The following is a 16,036-nucleotide window of genomic DNA, read 5'->3' as shown; positions in this document are numbered from 1 at the left end:
GGTGCTGTCGGTGCCGCTGGGCGTGGTGACCGGCGCCGCCGGGGCGGCGCCCCCTGCTGCGCGAGTCCTACGGGCTGCCACCCGGCAGCGGCGTGGAACTGGTGATGCTCTACAACCTGGGCGCCCTCCTGGCGCTGCTCGCCCTGGGCGGCGCCCGGGCCCGCGCCCTCGCCCGGACCCTGCTGGCCTCACTGACCTGCCTGTTCGCAGCGGCCACCGGCGGCATGGCAGTGGCGGTGCGGACGGCGGAAACGACCGGATGGGGCCTGCTGCTGTCCCTGGCGACGGCCGCCGGGTTCGGCTTCGGCGGACTGATCCTGCTGCTCAACTCCTACGCCGGGGAGAACTTCGGGCACCGCCAACTCACCGTGCTCAACCTGCTGCACGCCTGCTTCGGCGCCGGCGCGGTGACCGGCCCGCTGCTGATGGCCTCCGGCACCGGACCGGTCCCGGTCCTGGCGGCCGCCGCACTGGTGACGGCGCTCTGCCTGCCGGTGCGCCGCGCCCCCCTGGCCCCGACGCCGCCCCCGCCCGCCGGCTCGGGCGACCCGTCCGGGCCGGCGGCACGACGACCACGGCTGCTGCTCGCCGTGTTCGCCGCGGTCTCGCTGCTGTACGCGGGACTGGAGAGCTCGGTGGCGGCGCTCGCCTCCACCCACCTCACCGGCCTGGGGCACCCCGCCTCCCGCGCCACCGGCCTGACCGGCCTGTTCTGGGCCGGGCTGACGGTGGGCCGGCTGGTCGTCCCCCGGCTCACCCGCACCTGGAGCCCGGCCCGGCCGGCGTTGACCGGGCTGCTCGCCGGCGCCGCGGCACTGCTGAGCACGGTGCTCGGCGACTGGGCCCCGGCCGGGTACGCCCTGGCCGGACTCGCGCTCTCGGTGGTCTTCCCGACCGTACTGGCCCAGGCGTTCACCGCGCTGGGCGACGGGCAGCGGGTGGCCGCCGTGCTGCTCCTGCTCAACCTGGCCGGCAGCGCCGCCCTGCCCGGCGCCGTCGCCGCCGCGGGCGCGGGCGGCGCCGCCGGGATCCCCCTGGCGCTCGCCGCGTCGGCACTGCTCACCGCCGCAGTGCTGGCCGCGGCCAACCGCCTGGCCGCGCCCCGCACCGCCGCACCACCGCACCCGCCGTACCTGCCGCACCCGCCCGCCCTGCCGCGCCGCGCCCGGCACCCGACCACGTCCCGGTGAAGGAGACACCCCTGCGATGACCGCCCCCACGGCACTGCCCTCCCCCCACCCCGTCACGGACCTGATGTGGGCCCAGTGGAAGACCCGGATCCTGGCCGCCGCCCTGGAACTGGACGTCTTCACCGCGCTGTCGGCCGGACCGCTGGAGGAGACCGCGCTGCGCACGCGCACCGGGGTGCACCCGCGCACCGCACGGGACTTCTTCGACGCCCTGGTCGCCCTCGGCCTGCTGCGCCGCGGGGAGGACGGCGCCTACGCCAACAGCCCGGAGGCCGCCGCCTACCTGAGCACCGACACCCCCGCCACCTACCTGGGCGCCTCCATCAGCGCCCAGTGCGGGCAGCTCGCCGCCGACCTCACCGAGGTGCTGCGCACCGGGCGGCCGAGTCCGGACGTGAGCGACGGCACCGACTTCTACGCCACCACCTACGCCACCGCGGAGTCCACCCGCGCCTTCCAACGGGACATGACGGTGCTCAGCCTCGGCTCGGCACTGGCCATGGCCGAGGCGTTCCCCTGGGAGCGCTACCGCACGCTGACCGACGTCGGCTGCGCCGAGGGAACCCTGCCCGCCCACCTGCTGCGCCGCCACGGCCACCTGCACGCCACCGGCTTCGACCTGCCCGCGGCCGAGGCGGGCTTCCGCGAGAACACCGCGCGCCTGGGCGTGGCCGACCGGGTGTCCTTCGTCGGCGGCGACTTCTTCCGCGACCCGCTGCCCGGCGCCGACGTACTGGTCCTCGGCCACATCCTGCACAACTGGGACGAGCCCAGGAAACTGCACCTGCTGCGCGCCGCCCACGACGCCCTGCCCGAGGGCGGGGCGGTGATCGTCTACGAGACGCTGATCGACGACGCCCGCAGCCGCAACGCCGTCGGCCTGATCCTGAGCCTGATCATGCACATGGAAGTCCCCGGCGGCTACGACTACACCGGCGCCGACTGCCGGGCGTGGATGGCGGCCACCGGGTTCCGCGACACCCGCACCACCCACCTGGCCGGGCCGGAGTCGATGGTGGTCGGCTTCAAATGACCGACGGCGCACCGAAGACGTCCGGCCCCCCTGCGCCCGCGGCCCGGATCGTCTTCTGGAACCTGTACGAGGCCGCGCTGGAGCGCCGGCGCGGCGACGACCGGCGCTGGCGGGCACAGGTGGCGGCGGTACGGGCACTGCGCCCGACGGTGCTGCTCACCACCGAGGGGTGGCACTGGCGGGAGAGGGGCGGCGCGCTCTTCGAGGACGCCTGCGCGGACTTCGCGATGCCCGGCAGCCTCTTCCCGGCCCGCACCGACTGCGACATGGCGGTCTTCCGCGATCCGTCGGTGGAGCTCCTGGAGACCAGGGAACTGCCCTTCGCGCAGGCCCTGTGGCACGGCAGGGGAGAGACGCTGCTCGGGCTGCCGGGCTGGCCGGGGCCGCTCCGCTTCGCAGTCGCGCACCTGGACCCCTTCAGCACGCTGCACCGGCGGATCGAGGCCGACCACCTGCGCGACCTGGCCGACCCGCAGGCACCGCCCCTGGTGCTCGGCATCGACGCCAACACCGTGCCCCCGGGCGACCCCGAACCGGACTGGACGCGCACCCCGCCGCACAAACGCGCCCACCAGACCGCACCCGGCGACACCGACGCCGACCGGGAACCGGTGGCACGGCTGCTGGGACCGCCGGAGGAGCCCCTGCTGGTGGACGCCGGCGCGCACTGCGGCGACCGTTCCCCCACCTACGGGCACCTGGGCCGGGACGGCGCGCGGCGCCGGATCGACCTGCTGCTGGTCTCCCCGCCGCTGCTGCCGCACCTGGCGGACTACCGGGTGGTCCGCGCCCTGCCGCAGGAGGCGGACGCCCCGCCTGCCTCCGACCACCACCCGGTCGCTCTCACCCTCGTCCCCCGCCCCGGCCCCCCGGACCGCCGCAGCGCCCCGGACCCGGACAGGACGACCGACGGAAAGGAACCGCAACCGTGTTGACCCGTGCCCACCTGGCCTCGCTCCTGCCCAGCGGGCAGTACTACAACGCCGCCGGCAAGGAACTGCAGCCCTACCGCAGCCGCTGCGCCGGCCTGCTGGACCGGCTGAACACGACCGCCCTGGAGGACCACGAGGGCCGGGCACCGCTGCTCGGGGAACTCCTCGGCAGCATGGGGGAGCAGTGCTGGGTGATGCCGCGCTTCCTGTGCGAATTCGGCCTCAACATCGCACTGGGCGACCGGGCGCTCGTCAACTGGGACGTGACGATGCTGGACAGCGCCCCGATCACCTTCGGCGACGACGTGCTGATCGGGCCGCGCTGCCAGTTCTACAGCTCCGACCACCCCTTCGACGCCGGAATGCGGCGGGACATGTGGGAGATCGCGCAGCCGATCACCGTCGGGAACTCGGTGTGGTTCGGCGGCGGTGCGATCGTGCTGCCCGGCGTGACCGTCGGCGACGGCGCGATCATCGGCGCCGGCAGCGTGGTCACCCGGGACGTCCCGGCCGGAGTGCTGGCGGTCGGGAACCCGGCCCGGGTGCTGCGCGAGGTGGAGGACGGCGACCGCGAGGCGGGGGGAGGGCGACCGTGACCGCACCCGGCGCCGAAGGCCCGCCGCACGCCGTGCTCCTGGACCTGGACGGCACCCTCGTCGACTCGGTGCGCGGCGACTTCCTCGCCTGCTCCGCACTCTTCTCCGAACACGGCCGCGCCCTGCCGGCGGACCGCTGGGCGGTCGAGGTGTGCGGGCGCCCGGCCGGCTACCCGGACCTGCTGGCCGAACTGCCCGGCCCGGTCGAGGGCCACCTGGCGCGGCTGCGGGAACTGTGGGAGGTGCACATGAACCCGGGAAACGTCGTGCTGCTGCCCGGCGCCCCGGAACTGCTGGACCGCCTCACCCGCGCCGGGATGCCGCTCGCCCTGGTCTCCGCCTCGGACCGGCCGTGGGTGGAGACCTGGCTCGCCGAGTACGGCCTCGCCGGCCACTTCACGGCGGTCGTCCCCGGCGACGAGGTGGCCCGCCGCAAGCCCGCGCCCGACCTCCACCTGGAGGCGGCCCGCCGGCTCGGCGTCGCACCCGCGCGGTGCCTGGCGGTGGAGGACTCGGTCACCGGTGTCGCCGCCGCCCGGGCCGCCGGAGCCCGGGTCGCGGCCGTACCGACCGCCCTCACCCGGCACCTGGACTACGGTGCCGCGCACCACGTCCTGGGCGGACTCGCCGAGGTGGCACCGCTGGCCGGCCTCCCGGCCGCCCAGGACCCCCCGACGGCCCCCGGCGCCACCCGGCACACCGCGGCCGGCCCCTGGGACCCGCCGCCCGGGCGACGTGCCCGCAACGGGAGCGGGCCGGGGGTGACCGCCGCACGCCGCGGCCGAGGGCCGGGCCGGGGCGGTCCGGTCACTTCTGCCCGGGCGCGGCCCTCCCCGCCGCGGGGTCCGGCCCCCCGGCGTCCGCCGCCCCGGGGCCGGACGTGCGGCCCGTTCCCGTTCCCGTTCCCGGGTCCGGCCACCGGCCGAAGCCGGGCACGATGAAGTCCTCGATGAACCGCTTGGCGTCCCGCACGATCGGACGGAAGACCCGGTACCGGGACAGGTTGGTGATGCGGGCGACCAGAGGGCCTGACCGGGCGGTGAACTCCCGGGTGCGCACGCACCCGGGAGTGCGGTCGAAGACCCAGTACAGCACCACGGCCATCTGGTGCAGCCACAGGATGTCCGGGAGCAGCCCGGCCAGCTCCGCGTCCAGCTTCGGCGCCAGGTCGGACCCCATCAGCACCTCGCGGTACAGGTCCACCGAGGTGGCCCGGGCCGGGTGGGACTCGTCGGAGAAGGGGCTGAGCGGGCTGTCCGGGTCGGCCGCGTTGCGGAAGAACTGGGCCGCGAACTCGTGGTACGGCTCCGCGCAGTCCAGCCAGGTCTCCAGCGCGATCCGCAGCCGCTCCCCGAAGTCCCGGTGCCCGGCCAGCGCCTTGCGGGCGGCCTCGGTGTGCTCGTGCGTCATGCGGTCGTAGAAGCCCTGGATCAGGTACTCCTTCGACGCGAAGTAGTAGTAGGCGTTGCCGACCGAGACCCCGGCCTCCTTGGCGACCGCGCGCATGGTCGTCCTGTCGTAGCCGCGCTCCTGGAAAAGCCGCATCGCGGTGTGCAGGATCAGCGCCCGGGTCTGCTCGCTCTTGCGGTCTTGGGCAGCGCGCGGGCGCCGGGGACCTTTCCGGAAAGGTCCCCGGCGCCCGCGCCGCTGGGCCGGCCCCGTCGGTCGGCCCGGTTCCGTCGGTCGGCTTGGCTCCGTTCACGGTGCCCGAGCCTAACGGAGGCCGGGCAGGCCCCGTCGCAGTCGTCCTGGGCCAGGAGTCCCCGTCCCAGGAGTCGCCGCCCCAGCCCTGCCAGGGCGGGGCGGCAGGGCGCGGAACCGGGGGTTCCCCTGCGCCCCCGGTGCGCGCCACCCTCCCGCCGCCGCCCTCCGCCACTGCGGTCCTGCGCGGAGCTGCGGTACTTCGAGGCGGCGAGCGTCGCGGCGCGGGCCATCGGCAGCCCGGCCGGGGTGCTGAGCCGTGGGCCGTCGGCCGGTACTCGGCCAGGGCCCACAGGCAGGTGACGAAGGCGTGGTGGCCCGTCCAGAACTCGCCGGTGTCGCCGACCACGGTGATCTCCCGTAGGCGGCCCGCTGGTCGATCCCCGGGAACCGCCGGGCGGCCTCGGGGAGGCCACGGCGACGAACTCCAGCGGGACGAGCTGCCGTTGGCGGCGCAGCCAGCCGGCGAGGTGCCGGCACAGCGGGCAGGCGGGTCGTGCAGGACGGTGAGCCGCCGCAGCCGCGGGGGCCCGGGCGTCCCCGCCGGTGCCGGCGCGGGCTCCGCGCGGGCTCCGGTGCGGGCGCGGCTCCGGCCGTTGCGGAGGAGGCCATGACGGGCCGCCCCGCCGTCAGGCCCGCGGGGCGGCGGGGGCCGCCCAGCCCTGGGGCGGCACCGGGCGCTGCTCGCTGTCCATCAGCCCCCGCCGGCGCAGCTTGTTGAGCACGTAGACGTTCAGGTGCAGGCCGAGCACCAGCAGCACGGTGCCGACCTTCGTCGACAGGGCGTCGAAGACCCCGCGGGTGTGGGCGACCGCCTGCTCGGTCTTCATCCACAGGGCGACGAAGCCGAGGTTGACCAGGTAGAAGCCGACGACCAGCAGGTGGTTGACGGCGTCGGCGAGCTTCTCGTCCCCGGAGAAGACGTCGTTCAGGAAGATCCGCCCGTTCCTGCTGAGCGTTCGCGCGACCCAGACCGTCAGGCCGATGCTGACCGGCAGGTAGACGGCATAACTGACCACTGTGAGGTCCACAGGACCCACCCCTTTTTTCGAACGTGTTCAAAACTTCGCTCGAGCAGGACTGTAGACTGTTTTTGAACATGTTCAACACGGTGTCGGTGTGGCCCGGGACACCGTCAGGAGAGCCCCGGGCCAACGCCGGGAGACTGCGGAAGAGCCGTCAGAACCCGGCCGGGACGCGCTCCAGGACCCCGCCGCGAAGACGTCGTACAGCGGCAGCGACTCCAGGTGGACGTAGCCGATGTGGCAGTCGCACACCGCCAGCGGACAGGCGCGGGGGCGCAGTGCCGCCCGGTAGGAGCCGTCGTAGAGGTTGCCCAGCACCTGCGGCACGAAGTGGCAGCGGCGCCCTGCCCGTCGCCGTCCACCGACACCACCGACTCGCCCGTCCGGCACGGCAGCCCGCCGCTGCGGTGCGGGTGCCGGCTGTACCCGAACAGCGGGTCCAGCTCCGTCCACCGGGCCGCCTCGGCGTCGGTGTACACGTGCCCCTCGGCCGCGTTCACCCACAGGTAGACGCCCTCGGGCAGGTCGGCGCGCAGCCGGCGGGCCTGCTCCAGGTGCTCCGGAGCCCGACGATCCCCACGCTGTACCGCACCCCCAGCCCGTCCAGCTCCCGGCACCGGCCCAGGAACCGCTCGTACGGCACCTGCCCGGGGTGGTAGGTGCACCACAGCGCCAGGGTGGCGGTGTCGGCCTCCGCCAGCCAGCCGGTGCGGCAGCTCAGGTTCGTCTGGACGGCCACCCGCCGCACGTGCGGCAGCCGGCTCAACCGCACCAGTGCGCCGGTACCACGAACGGGTCAGCGCCTCGCCCCAGGGCGTGAACAGCACCGACAGCCGGTCGCCGGTGCTGCCCTCCGCCCACCCGGCGAAGCGCTCCAGGGCCTCCCTGTCGGCCCGCAGCTGCTCGCGGCTGTCCCGCCGCTTGGCGAACGGGCAGTACGGGCAGTCGTAGTCGCACGAGGCCAGCGGGCCCCGGTACAGCAGCGTCAGGTCCATCGCGGTACGGCTCACTCCGGGTCGTAGGCGGCCATCGCGGCACGCACGGCGGGGGGAGAACAGGGCGGGGCCCACGGCGTCGGATGGGCCAGGCCCTCGGGCGACAGCCGCAGCAGCCCCGGGCCGCAGGAGCCGTCCAGCCACCCGCGCCCGGCGAAGGCGTCCAGCTCGGCGGCGAAGTCGTCCGACGCGTCCGAACCGAACCGGGCCCGGTAGGCGGCCGTGTCCATGCCGCGCGCCTGCAGCAGCGACTGCACCAGGTGCCTGCGGCGCGCCTCGTCCCCGGTGACGGCGAAGCCCACCTCGGCACGGGCGAAGTCCTCCGCAGGGCGGGCCACGTAGTCGTCGACGATCCCGCGCACCCGGGCCGTGCCCACCGCGTAGTCGAATGAGTAGTGCAGCCGGGAGGTGTAGGAGCGGCGCCGCAGCCCAGGCCCACCATGCCGTCGGTCTGGCAGCAGTACTCCGTGCCCCCGCCGCCGGAGGAGACGCGCCCGTCCCCGACCCGGCCCCGGCCCCGGCCCCGGCTTCGTCCCCGCCGCCGCTCGCGCCGCCGAGGCCGGGCAGGCGGAACATCCGCATCGACACCTGCTCGTAGCCCCGCTCCAGCAGCAGCTCCCGGCCCTCCCGGTACAGCCGCAGCCGCCGCGCGTCCCACGCGGCCTCCGACTCGGCCGGCCCCGCCGGCCCAGGCCGGTCAACGGGCGCACGTACAGCGGGTACAGGTACAGCTCCTCCGGCTCCCAGGCCAGCGCGGCCTCCAGCGACTGCCGCCAGCTGCGCCCGGTCTGCCCGTCGATCCCGTAGATCAGGTCGATGTTGAGCACCGGGAACCGCGCGTCGCGGATCCGGCCCAGGGCCGCCTCCACGTCCGCCCGGCGCTGCGGCCGCACCGCCGCCCGCGCCTCGGCCTCCACGAAGCTCTGCACGCCCAGGCTCAGCCGCGTGGCCCCCCGCTCGGCCAGGACCGCCAGCCGGTCGGCCGTGGCCGTGGCCGGTGAGGCCTCCACCGACAGCGGAACCGCCCGCAGGTCCGCGCCCGCGTCCCGCTCCGCGATGTCGCACAGCCGCGACAACTCGCCGGCCTCCAGGAACGTCGGCGTCCCCCCGCCGAACGCCGCGGTGGCGAACCGCACCCCTCCGGCCGACGCCGCGTCCAGCTCCTCGCGGACCGCCCGCGCCTGCCGCTCCAGCGCGTCCAGGTACGCCCCGGCCAGCCCGTCCGGCGCCCCGACCCGGGTGAACAGGTTGCAGAAGCCGCACCGCACCTCGCAGAACGGTATGTGCAGGTAGAGGGAGAGCGCGTCGGACCGCTCGCCCGCCCACACCTCGCGCAGCCGCGGCCGCGGCCGCAGCGGCCGGTACGCCGTCTTGTGCGGGTAGGCGTACACGTAGCTCTCGTACGGCCGGAGGTCCCCGGCGGCGGTGGTGTTGGTGTTGGTGGTGGCGGTGGTGGTCACGACGCTCCTCCGGCGGTGTCGTCGGCGTCGGCGGTGCCGGTGCTCCCGGCGGCGGCCCCGGGCGTGCCGGGCCCGTCCAGGACGAAGTGCGCGTACGGCACCGTCCACACCACCTCGTGGCCCAGCCGGTGGCCGGTGTAGCCGTCCTCCCCGTACGCCGTGCCGTGGTCGGAGCAGACGACCGCGAAGCACGGCCGCCGGCTGCCCGTCGCGGCGAACAGCCGGCCGACGTGCCGGTCGACGTACTCCAGCGCCGCCGCGTGGCTCTCGCGCGTGTCCCCGTCCCCGGCCGTGGCACCGGGCAGGTGGAACCAGTTCGGCTGGTGCAGCGCCGAGACGTTGACGAACAGGAACAACCGCTGCTCGGGGGGAAGTCCGGCCACCACCTCCTCGGCGCGCGCCACCTGCGCCTCGAAGGAGGTGGGGGAGGGCACCCCGAACTCCGGCTCCCAGTGGCTCTCGTCGAACATCCCCGGCAGGACCGACCCCAGCGGCCCCTGCTTGTTGAAGAACCCCACCCCGCCGATGCACACCGTCCGGTACCCGGCCGCGGACAGGCCCGAGACCAGGTCCGGGGTGTCGAAGACCCAGGTGCCGTCCGCGGTCGTCTCGCTCCCCGCGAACCGGGCCGCGAACAGCCGCGGGTGCGGCCCGGGGGAGGCCGGTGGGCAGGAAGCCGGCCAGGATCGCCTGGTGGGCGGCGTAGGTGAAACTGCCCGGGGTGTGCCGCCGCTCCCACTGCCCGCCCGGCAGGCGGGCCGCCAGGTTCGGGATCCGGCCGTCGGCGGCCAGCTCGGCCGCCACGTCGTACCGCAGGGTGTCCAGGGTGACCAGCAGGATGTCGTGGCTTCCGACGATCCCGTTCATGTCCGGCCCCGGACGCGGCGTCACGTCCGGGATCACGCCCGGGGCCGCGTCCGGGGTCACGCCCGGGACCGTGCCCGGGACGGGTGCGTGCTGCACAGGTGGTGCTCCTTGCCGATGACCGCCGCGACCTGCGCGGCGTAGGTGTCCAGTCCTTCCGCCCCGCTGCCGGGCAGGCCGGTCAGCCGGGGCAGCAGGTCGCCGAAGGCGTTGACCTCGCCGACGGCGAACCGCCGCCAGCCCGTGGCCGGCAGCAGGTCCACGCCGACGCACAGCGTGCCGGGGAAGCAGGCCGCGGCCCGCTCGGCCACGGCCAGCGCCCCCGCCCAGCTGCCGCCCGCGGCCTCCACCGCGCGGCGGGCCGCGTCCAGGTCGCCCCGGGCGCCGCCCAGGTGGAGGTTGGTCATGGGGTGGCGGCTGGTGCGCACCACGGCGTGCGTGGCCCGCCCGGCGACGACCACCACCCGCAGGTCCGCCCGCCGGCCGTCCTGCGAGGCTTTGGGCAGCCACCGCTCGACGTGCAGGCCGTCGGGGGCCAGGGCGTCCACCAGCGCGCCCACCCGTCCCTCCCCCTCGACGCGCCTCACCCGCAGGGAGTTGAACAGGGCCCCGCCCGGACCGGTCTCCACCGAGGTCGTGGCGACCACCCGGCCCGGCCCCGCGTACTCCAGCGCCACCACCCCCGAGGCGGACGAGCCGTGCGCGGGCTTGACGAAGGCCCGGCGCAGCCGCCGCTCCCGCAGCCGCCCCGCCAGGTCCTGCCAGCCGGACACGGGGTCGCCGCCCAGCGCCCCCGGGACGGGGACGCCGGCCGCCTCCAGGACGGCGTGGCAGCGCCGCTTGTCGAACAGCACCGCCAGCTCGTCCGGGTCGTCCAGCAGCCGCGCCCCCGCCCCGCGCGCCGCCGCAGCCACGCCCGCGGCCGCGCGGGTGAAGCGCCGGTACCACACGGCCGTGCCCTCCACCCGCGCCGGATCGTCCGCGCCGCGCAGCAGCCGGTCCACCTCCGCGTCCTCGCCGGGCGAGTCCAGCCGCACCACCTCGCCCGGGGCGAAGCCGTACCGCCCGTCCAGGACCTCCCGCCACGGCACGACCCTGGGCGCGGGCAGCCCCGCGCCGCGCACGGCCTCGGCGAAGAGCGAGACGCGCCGGTTCCCCGGGTTGCCGACGACGGCGAAACGCGGCGGCCCCGGCCGCGCGCCGTCACTCGGAGACGGCGACATACCGCCACACGGTGCCGTCGTCGCCGTCGCTCTCCGGCTCCTCGCACTCGGACAGGTCCACCCGCACGCCCGCGGGCTCCAGCGCCTCGCGCAGCCGCTGCATCATCGGCTCGCTCAGGTAGTGGTGGTGCAGGTCGAGCTCGGCCAGGTGGGTCAGCGGCTGGCCGGTGAGCAGCGCCTCGGCGCCGGCGTCGGTGAGCACGCCCATGGACAGCGACAGCGAGCGCAGCTGGGCCACGACCGGGGCGGAGGCGACGGCGGCGGCGATCTCGTCCTGGATCTCGCTGTCCTGCAGCCCCAGGTGGCGCAGGCGCGGGAACCTGCCGCCCTCCAGCAGCGGAGCCAGGTCCGCCACACCGGCGTCCCCGCCGTAGTCGGACACCCCCAGCCACATCTCCAGGTACTCCAGGGCGGGCAGGGTGCAGGCGCCCACCCCGCGCACGACCTCGCCGGGCAGGCCGCCGGTCTCGAACCACAGCCGGCGCAGCGCCTCGTGGCGCACGGCGGGGAACCGCAGCCCCGAGCCGCCCCGCACCCCGAACTCCTCCAGAGCGGGGTAGGCCTCCAGCACCGGGGTGACGTCGCTCTGCTCGATCCAGGAGATCTCGGCCTCCTCCATCTCCAGGTCGGCCAGGAAGACCGCCCGCAGGCCGGTCAGCCGGTCCCGGGCGCCGACCAGCAGCGACACGACCTCGCCGGAGTCGTTGTCGTACGGCTCGCCCCACTGGCCGATCACCACCGCCCGCCCCGGCCGGGTCGACGGTGCCCAGGAAACGCCGCCAGCGCTCCTCGAAGTCCTCCCCGCCCTCGTCGTCGTAGGGGTCGACGCCCACCCGCCAGGCGACCGAGTCCGCCGCGGGCAGGTCGCCCTTGGCCGAGACGTCCGCGAAATCGACCACGGGGAGGCCGAGGAGCTCTGTGAGGTGCTGCTGTTGCGTCATGCGCCATTCATAGCAATGCCCGGTGACAGAGTGCGCGGGGGGCACGGCGGGCGACGCGGTGTCAGACCCCCGTCCTAGCGTTCCTGCCGTAGCGAACCGACCGGTGAGCGAACCGGCAGAGGAACCGAAGAGGAGCCGCCGATGTACCGGCAGGGCGATGTCCTGATCGTGCCCGTGACGGGGGAACAACTCCCGGAGGGCGCGGGAGACCTGCCGCAGCAGCCGCGCGACCCGCGCGGCCGCCTGGTCCTCGCCCTGGGCGAGGTCACCGGCCACGCCCACGCGGTCGTCGGCCCGGGGGCGCTGCGGCGCGAGCCCGGCCCCTTCGGCGCCGCCTGGCTCCACCTGCCCGACGGCGGCCGGGTGGTGCACGAGGAGCACGCCCCGATCCCGCTGCCCAAGGGCTGGTACCGGGTGGTCCGCCAGCGCGAGTACACCCCCGGCGCGGTGCGCGTGGTCGCCGACTGAACCGCCGGCGGGCGGACCGGGCGGAAGGCGGACGGAGCGCGGTGGCAGATCCCAGGAACCCCGACCGTTCCGCCCGCTTCGTCCCGCGTTCTGCCGCCGCACCCCGACGCTCCCCGCGGCACGACCGCTCCCACCCGAGGAAAGCAGGACACCAGAACCCATGACGACTTCACCCGACCTGGTCGCAGGAGAGCCGGAGACCGCCCGGCTCGTCGCCGCGGCCGGACACTGGCGCACCGTCGCCGCGGCCACCGGGCCCGCCGCCCGGCGGGCGGCCGAGGACGGCGTCCGCCTGGCCTACCGCGCGGCCGGCCTCGCGGCTCCCGAGCACATCGTGTGGGCCGGATCGCCGCTGGAGGCCACGGCCATGGCCCTGCTCCTCACCGGCCGCCACGACCTCACGACAGCCGCGGCCGACGCCGCAACCTCGGCCTCAGCCGCATCTTCAGCTGCGGCCGACGCCGCCGCGGACCGCGCCGGCACCGTGGTCGCGCGCGCCCGGCACGCGCTGGAGGCCGCGGGCGTGGTCCCCGGCCCGCAGGCCGCCGGCCCCTGCGTCCGCGAGGCGGTGCGCACCCGCCCGTGGGAGGAGGAACGACAGCGCCTGCTGGCCTTCCTCGGCCCCGGCGGGTGGGCCGAGCGCTGGGCGCTCACCGGCGCCGGGCTGTGGCAGTCCACCGCCGCCCTGACCCTGCGCATCCGTGACGGGATCACCGACGTCCTCGCCCCCGGCACCGGCACCGGCACCGATCCGGTTTCCGGGGCCGCGCGCGGCCTGCGCTCCGCCGTGCGGCAGGCGCTCCTGGACTCCGTCGCGGGACAGCACGACGCACCGTGGCTGGCCGCCTTCGACGGAGCCGGCCACCGGCTCGACGGCCTCGCCGCCGTCGCCCGCGCGGCCGGCTGGTGGTGGCCCTACGAGCGGGTCGCCGTCCTGGCCGAACGCCCCGTCGAACTCCACCGGGACGAGGCCGGGCGCCTCGACCGCGCCGACGGCCCCGCCCTCGCCTTCCCCGACGGCTTCGCCCTGCACGCCTGGCGCGGCATGCCCGTACCGGCCGGCTTCCTCGACGACCTCGCCGGAATCACCCCCGAACGCATCCGCACCGAGGACAACGCCGAGCTGCGCCGGGTGATGCTCGAGCACTACGGCTACGACCGCTACCTGGCCGACTCCGGGGCCCGACCGCTGCACCGGGACGAGACCGGTGTGCTGTGGCGGATCGACCTCGGCGACGACGAGCCGGTGGTGATGGTGGAGGTGGTCAACTCCACCCCCGAGCCGGACGGCACCTCGCGCGTCTACTGGCTGCGGGTGCCGCCGGCCACCCGCACCGCACGCGAGGGCGTGGCCTGGACGTTCGGGGTGGACCCGGACTCCTACCGGCCCGAGCGGGAGACCTGAGCCGTCCCGCCCCGCCCGGGCCCGGCCCGTCCCGTGGCCGGCTCGGCCGGGGCGCCCGGGGCTGCGGTCCTCCCTACGGGCGCAGGTCGGTCCTCGCCCGGCCGGTCGTCGGGTCGAAGGGGAAGGAGACGTGCTGGTGGACCATCACCCACTCGCCGTCTCTCCTCCGGAACACCCGCGTGCCCCGTGACCAGGTTTCGACGGTCTCGCCGTCGGGCTGCTGAGCCTGCATGCGGTTGAGGCCCCAGGCGACGGCGATGTCCTCCCGGACCAGGACCTCGAGGTCCGGGACGTCCCAGCCGACGGCCCCGGAAGTTGCTTCCAGCCCGCGCCTGCACTCTTCTCGGATGCTTTCCACGCCGAGGTGCTGAAGCGGCTCGCTGTGCTCGTAGGAGACGACGTCCTCGGCGATGTGGGACATCAGCCCGTCCAGGTCCTTCGCGGCGGTGTCGTCGAACCACTGCCGGTGGACCGCGTGCACCTCCTGCTCGGCGGCAGCAGCGGCAGCGGCGGCGGGCGCGGCCTCCCCTCCGGCGGTGTGGGGGAAGGAGTGGTGCTCGTGCGCCACGACCCACCGGCCGTGTTCCTTGCGCAGCCCGAGAGTGAGCCGCAGACGGTTCTCCGGCCGTTCGGCGAAGTCCTCCGGGGTTCCGCAGCGCAGCAGGGCGTGGGCGAAGGCCACATCGTTCCCGGCGGTGACGTCCAACGACTCGATCTCGAACGTGGCGCCTTGCGCCTGCCACTCGAAGAAGGGCGGCCATGTCTCGCGGTAGGCGTCGATGCCGCGGACGCCCGCACAGGGCGGCGGGACGTCGAACATGACGATGTCGTCGGAGCGGTCCGCCAGGACACCGTTCATGTCGCCCCGGTGCACCGCCGCGGCCCACTGCTCGATCAGGGTCCGGATCTGCTCTTCGTCCTCGTGCACGGCCAAGTCCACTGTCCTTTCCGGTCGCCGTCTCCGCAGCGGGCGACGGTGCGGGTGGTTTTCTTCTCGTCAGCTGCTTCGGCCGGCCCGGTGACCGGGGCCCCGGACCCCGGCGTCCCCGGCCTGCCCGGCGTTTTATTCGGGCCCGGCGGTCCACCCGGGCCCGGCGGCCTCGGCGCCGGCCGCCAGCCCCGCCGCGTCGACCAGCGCACCGTGGGTCCCCTCGCCCGTGCAGGCGTGGGCCCCGGAGACCGAGCCGAGCAGTGCGCACTCCTCCACCGGGCGCCCGGCCAGGTACCCGTGGAGGAAGCCGCTGACGAACGCGTCGCCGGCGCCGTTGCTGTCCACCACCGGGGCCGGCGGCCGCACGGCGGGGAAGTGCCGGGGTCCGGCGCCCTGGCCGCCGGGGCCGTCCGGGCCCCCGGGGCCGTCCGCGGCGCGGACGTCCGCGCGGGTCAGCACCCAGCAGCCGTTCGCGCCGTCCGTGGCCACCACCGTGCGGGCCCGCCCCTCGCGCAGGATGCCGCCGAGCACCTCGGGCACCCGGCCGCCGATCGCCGCCGCGGACAGGAACACCAGGTCCGAGCGGAGAGCGAAGTCCCGGTGGTGCGCGGCCCGCCCGTCCCAGTCGTGCAGGTCGGTGGAGACGGTGGTGCCCGACCCCTCCAGGTCGTCCAGGAGGAACCGGGCGAAGTGCATGATCGACAGGTGGACGTGCCGGGCCCGGCGCAGCAGCGGCAGGTAGAAGTCGCGCGGCATGCGCAGGTCCACCGGGTCGCGTCCGTCGTAGAACGACATCCGCCGCCCCTCGCCGTCCACCAGGTTGACCGCCCGCCGGGTGCCGTGCGGGGAGACCAGCGGACGGAAGTCCACCGAACTGCGGGAAAGCCGCTCGCGCACCATGTCGCCGAGGCGGTCCTCGCCGATGAAGTCGGCGAACCCGGTGGCCAGCCCCAGCGCGTCGCAGCCCAGCGCCACCCCGGTTCCGGTGTGCCCAACCCACTCCCTGATCGGCGGCACCCCCACCGAGTCGGCCAGCGGCACGGGCAGCGCGTCCACCCGCACGATGGTGTCCACCCCGCAGCCGCCCACCACCAGCACGTCGTACCCGGCCGCTTCCGCCGCCCTCGTCGCCCCTGCCATCGCCACTCCCGTCGTCACCGCATCCGGCCCTCACCGGCCTCACCGGCCTCACCGGCCTCACCGGCCTCACCGGCCTCACCGGCCTCACCGGCCTCACCGGCCTCACCGGCCTCACCGGCCTCACCGGCCTCA

11 protein-coding genes and 6 pseudogenes are annotated in these 16,036 nt (G+C 75.6%); 7 read left to right on the top strand and 10 right to left on the bottom strand.

The window, feature by feature from the left end; all coding sequences use genetic code 11:
- Nucleotides 1–53 precede the first annotated feature (53 nt).
- The 5 genes and pseudogenes from GQS52_RS03685 to GQS52_RS27365 all read left to right on the top strand — a co-directional run.
- Complete coding sequence (locus tag GQS52_RS03685; RefSeq protein WP_346268269.1) at nt 54–1,190, top strand: MFS transporter; 1,137 nt, start codon at nt 54–56, stop codon at nt 1,188–1,190.
- Nucleotides 1,191–1,206: 16 nt separating this feature from the next.
- On the top strand, nt 1,207–2,223 hold the full coding sequence (locus tag GQS52_RS03680; protein ID WP_182311635.1) for a methyltransferase: 1,017 nt from the start codon (nt 1,207–1,209) through the stop codon (nt 2,221–2,223).
- Entirely contained in the window at nt 2,220–3,158 is a 939-nt protein-coding gene (locus GQS52_RS03675) for an endonuclease/exonuclease/phosphatase family protein (protein ID WP_182311634.1), read from the top strand. The genes GQS52_RS03680 and GQS52_RS03675 overlap by 4 nt, the downstream gene beginning before the upstream one ends.
- Nucleotides 3,155–3,751 (top strand): sugar O-acetyltransferase, encoded by a 597-nt coding sequence (locus GQS52_RS03670; protein WP_259370554.1) that lies wholly within the window; start codon nt 3,155–3,157, stop codon nt 3,749–3,751. Before GQS52_RS03675 ends, GQS52_RS03670 begins: the two co-directional genes overlap by 4 nt.
- Nucleotides 3,748–4,308, top strand: a pseudogene (locus tag GQS52_RS27365) (HAD family phosphatase); the annotation flags it as partial. The gene GQS52_RS03670 and the pseudogene GQS52_RS27365, both read left to right, overlap by 4 nt.
- A gap of 250 nt (nt 4,309–4,558) precedes the next feature.
- On the opposite strand, the gene GQS52_RS27360 reads toward GQS52_RS27365, so the two are convergent.
- From GQS52_RS27360 to GQS52_RS03630, 7 genes and pseudogenes are all read right to left on the bottom strand, one after another.
- The gene (locus GQS52_RS27360) at nt 4,559–5,296 is read right to left on the bottom strand and encodes a TetR family transcriptional regulator (RefSeq protein ID WP_259370553.1); all 738 of its coding nucleotides are present in this window, start codon (nt 5,294–5,296) and stop codon (nt 4,559–4,561) included.
- A gap of 785 nt (nt 5,297–6,081) precedes the next feature.
- On the bottom strand, nt 6,082–6,483 hold the full coding sequence (locus GQS52_RS03655) for a hypothetical protein (protein WP_182311631.1): 402 nt from the start codon (nt 6,481–6,483) through the stop codon (nt 6,082–6,084).
- A gap of 148 nt (nt 6,484–6,631) precedes the next feature.
- Nucleotides 6,632–7,472: pseudogene (locus GQS52_RS03650) on the bottom strand (STM4011 family radical SAM protein).
- Between the two features lie 11 nt (nt 7,473–7,483).
- Nucleotides 7,484–8,932: pseudogene (locus GQS52_RS03645) on the bottom strand (STM4012 family radical SAM protein).
- A pseudogene (locus GQS52_RS03640) lies at nt 8,929–9,799 on the bottom strand (STM4013/SEN3800 family hydrolase). Before GQS52_RS03640 ends, GQS52_RS03645 begins: the two co-directional pseudogenes overlap by 4 nt.
- A gap of 56 nt (nt 9,800–9,855) precedes the next feature.
- A complete protein-coding gene (locus tag GQS52_RS03635) occupies nt 9,856–11,019 on the bottom strand; it encodes an STM4014 family protein (protein ID WP_182311630.1) in 1,164 nt (387 codons plus the stop codon).
- Nucleotides 11,000–11,960 (bottom strand): annotated as a pseudogene (locus GQS52_RS03630) (STM4015 family protein). Before GQS52_RS03630 ends, GQS52_RS03635 begins: the two are co-directional and overlap by 20 nt.
- Before the next feature lie 141 nt (nt 11,961–12,101).
- Here GQS52_RS03630 and GQS52_RS03625 point away from each other — a divergent pair.
- The gene (locus GQS52_RS03625) at nt 12,102–12,428 is read left to right on the top strand and encodes a hypothetical protein (RefSeq protein ID WP_182311629.1); all 327 of its coding nucleotides are present in this window, start codon (nt 12,102–12,104) and stop codon (nt 12,426–12,428) included.
- Nucleotides 12,429–12,588: 160 nt separating this feature from the next.
- Nucleotides 12,589–13,833, top strand: coding sequence for a DUF6745 domain-containing protein (locus GQS52_RS03620; protein ID WP_259370552.1), 1,245 nt, complete (start codon nt 12,589–12,591; stop codon nt 13,831–13,833).
- Nucleotides 13,834–13,906: 73 nt separating this feature from the next.
- Here GQS52_RS03620 and GQS52_RS27355 read toward each other — a convergent pair whose 3' ends face one another.
- The 3 genes and pseudogenes from GQS52_RS27355 to GQS52_RS03610 all read right to left on the bottom strand — a co-directional run bounded on the left by GQS52_RS27355 (nt 13,907) and on the right by GQS52_RS03610 (nt 15,904).
- A complete protein-coding gene (locus GQS52_RS27355; protein WP_259371031.1) occupies nt 13,907–14,314 on the bottom strand; it encodes a nuclear transport factor 2 family protein in 408 nt (135 codons plus the stop codon).
- A gap of 54 nt (nt 14,315–14,368) precedes the next feature.
- Nucleotides 14,369–14,761 (bottom strand): annotated as a pseudogene (locus GQS52_RS27350) (SgcJ/EcaC family oxidoreductase); the annotation flags it as partial.
- A gap of 135 nt (nt 14,762–14,896) precedes the next feature.
- Entirely contained in the window at nt 14,897–15,904 is a 1,008-nt protein-coding gene (locus GQS52_RS03610; RefSeq protein WP_182311628.1) for a PfkB family carbohydrate kinase, read from the bottom strand.
- Between the last annotated feature and the right edge of the window lie 132 nt (nt 15,905–16,036).

The organism is Streptomyces sp. SCUT-3 (assembly GCF_014083985.1).
Classification (GTDB): domain Bacteria; phylum Actinomycetota; class Actinomycetes; order Streptomycetales; family Streptomycetaceae; genus Streptomyces_H; species Streptomyces_H thermolineatus.
Note: the sequence above shows the minus strand (reverse complement) of the source record. Positions and strands in the feature narration are given on the sequence as shown.